At 63.9% G+C, this 2,323-nt stretch carries 2 protein-coding genes; both read left to right on the top strand.

Annotation, left to right across the window (positions count from 1 at the left end; all coding sequences use genetic code 11):
• Nucleotides 1–1,135 (top strand): hypothetical protein (locus tag J7J55_05145; GenBank protein MCD6142085.1); only part of this gene is annotated, 1,135 nt, incomplete at its 5' end.
• Nucleotides 1,136–2,263, top strand: a complete 1,128-nt coding sequence (locus J7J55_05140; protein MCD6142084.1) for a Gfo/Idh/MocA family oxidoreductase — start codon at nt 1,136–1,138, stop codon at nt 2,261–2,263.
• Nucleotides 2,264–2,323 lie beyond the last annotated feature (60 nt).

Raw genomic sequence — 2,323 nt, 5'->3', positions numbered from 1 at the left:
CCCTGTTCCGGAGGCGAACTCGAACGATATCCTCATCCTCCCGGCTCCGAGTTGGAACGGGAAGAGGGTTCATCCATTGATCATCGGGGTCTATCCCGATTGGGAGTCGATGAACGCCGCATGCGGGGACTACTCGTTCATCGGACTCTACGGGCCACCCATCTCGCCGCGCGAGCTCACGTTGGAGAAACTGACCGGACCGAGTGCGAGCCTGATCCCGATCCTTTCTTCGGGATCGGACATCATCCTGACCCGCACGGACGACTGGCGGTTCGTCCTCACGCACGAGCTCACCCACTGGTTGACCGAGCTTGTGTGCCGGTACGAAGGGACCGACTTTGGTTCGTTGCCCCCGCTGATCAGAGAAGGGATCGCTGACTACACCGCGCATTCCCTGTGCGGCGACCACCGCCGTTGGGAGGCCGTCGCTGCGGCATGGGCCCAATCCGGAGGCAAGTTGGAGGATGTCCCCCCTCCTCTGTGGTACGATGTCGGAACGAGCGTGGTCCACTACCTGGTGGAGCGTGATGGGAAGGCCGGCCTGCTGGCGCGGCTCCCCGCGTTCGCCGCGGAGTGGTCGCAGGAAGCAGCGACGATCGCTCCCGGCTGGCGGGCGTCATTGCACGACGTAAAGCTGAGCGATAGCGACCGCACCCTCTACGAGGCGCGGTTGGAACGCCTCTCCCTGTGCGCGTGGCTTCTCGATCCGGTCCTCCCGTCAGCGGCGCGATCACTGCTGGGCAAGATAAATTCTGGTAAAGGTGACTCTTCCGATATCGCGCAGTTTTGGAATATCGTCTCGGCGATTCCGCCACCCCCGTCTCAGGATGCCTGGGCGATCAATTCTGGTAAAGGTGACTCTTCCGACATCGCGCAGTTTTGGAATATCGTCTCGGCGATTCCGCCGCCGCCGTCCCGGGACGCCTGGGCGCGGCTCGCCCGTCGCGAGGACACGTTCCGAATCGTTCAGTACCAGGACGGCGATCGTAACGGCGAGCGGATGGCGCGGGCGCGCGTCGAGGTCGCGCTCCGCAAGTACCGGGAGGCAGACGATTGGCAGAATTACTACAATTGGTTCGTCACCGGCCTGCGCAATATCATTGCCGCGTGGGGGAACCTGCCTAGAGGAGGTTGAATGATCAACGAGATCAACATTGCGCTCATCGGACAGCGGTTCATGGGACGGGCACACGCGAACGCGTACCGCCAGGTACGGGCGTTCTTCGCTCCCCCGCTTGTCCCGCGGTTGCGGCTCGCCTGCGGTCGGGATGAAGCAGCTCTTGCGGAATTCGCGCGCCGGTTCGGATGGGAGGAGCACACGACCGACTGGCACGACGCCGTCACTCGCGATGATATCGACCTGGTCGATATCTGCGTCTCGAACGACCTTCATGCCGAGATCGTGATCCAGGCGGCGCAGGCGGGCAAGGCGGTCTTCTGCGAGAAGCCGCTCGGACGCGACCTTGCTGAAGCAAGGCGGATGCTCGCCGCAGTCGAGGAGGCCGAAGTCCCCCACATGATCTGCTTCAACTATCGGTTCTTTCCCGCGATCCGGCTCGCCAAGAAGCTGATCGACGACGGCGCGATCGGGGAGGTGCGGCAGTTCCACGCCCTCTACCTCCAGGACTGGGGGCTCGATCCGGGGATCCCGTTCACCTGGCGGTTCGATAAGGAGAGAGCCGGTTCCGGTGCCCTCGGGGACACGGCGGTCCATGTCACCGACCTCGCCCGGTTCCTCGTCGGAGAGATCGAAGAAGTGGTCGGAGACCTGCCCACGTTCGTACACGAGCGGCCGCTTCCCGACGGGGCGGGAACGGGAAGAGTCACGGTCGACGACGCGGCGCTGTTCCTCGCTCGGTTTCAACACGGGGCGAGCGGGGTGTTCGAGACGACCCGAGTGGCGACCGGGAGGAAAAACTTCATGCACCTCGAGGTGGATGGAAGCCGCGGGAGCGTTCATTGGAACGCCGAGGAACCGAACGTTCTTTGGTTCTACTCTCTCGATGACCCGAAGGAGCTGCGCGGGTTCCGCCGGATCCTCGCCACCGAGCCGGAGCACGCCTATGCGAAGAACTGGTGGCCGCCCGGCCACACCCTCGGCTACGAGCACTCGTTCGTCCACGCGGTGTACGAGCTTCTCACCGCGATCGCGGAAGGGCGTAACCCCGCCCCAAGCTTCCACGACGGAGTACGCGCCCAGGCAGTGCTGGAAGCGGTCGCCCGCTCGGTGAAGACCCGGGCCTGGGTACCGGTCGAGGAGTAGCTAGAGCTCGAACTCAGCGACGAGGAAGGTGTGATCCGATGGTCTTGCTGCCTTCCTCGC

Source organism: Candidatus Bipolaricaulota bacterium, assembly GCA_021159055.1.
Classification (GTDB): domain Bacteria; phylum Bipolaricaulota; class Bipolaricaulia; order UBA7950; family UBA9294; genus S016-54.
Note: the sequence above shows the minus strand (reverse complement) of the source record. Positions and strands in the feature narration are given on the sequence as shown.

Excerpts from the sequence above, each read along its gene's own strand:
- J7J55_05140 (MCD6142084.1), top strand. The coding sequence starts at position 1,136 with ATGATCAACGAGATCAACATTGCGCTCATCGGACAGCGGTTCATGGGA.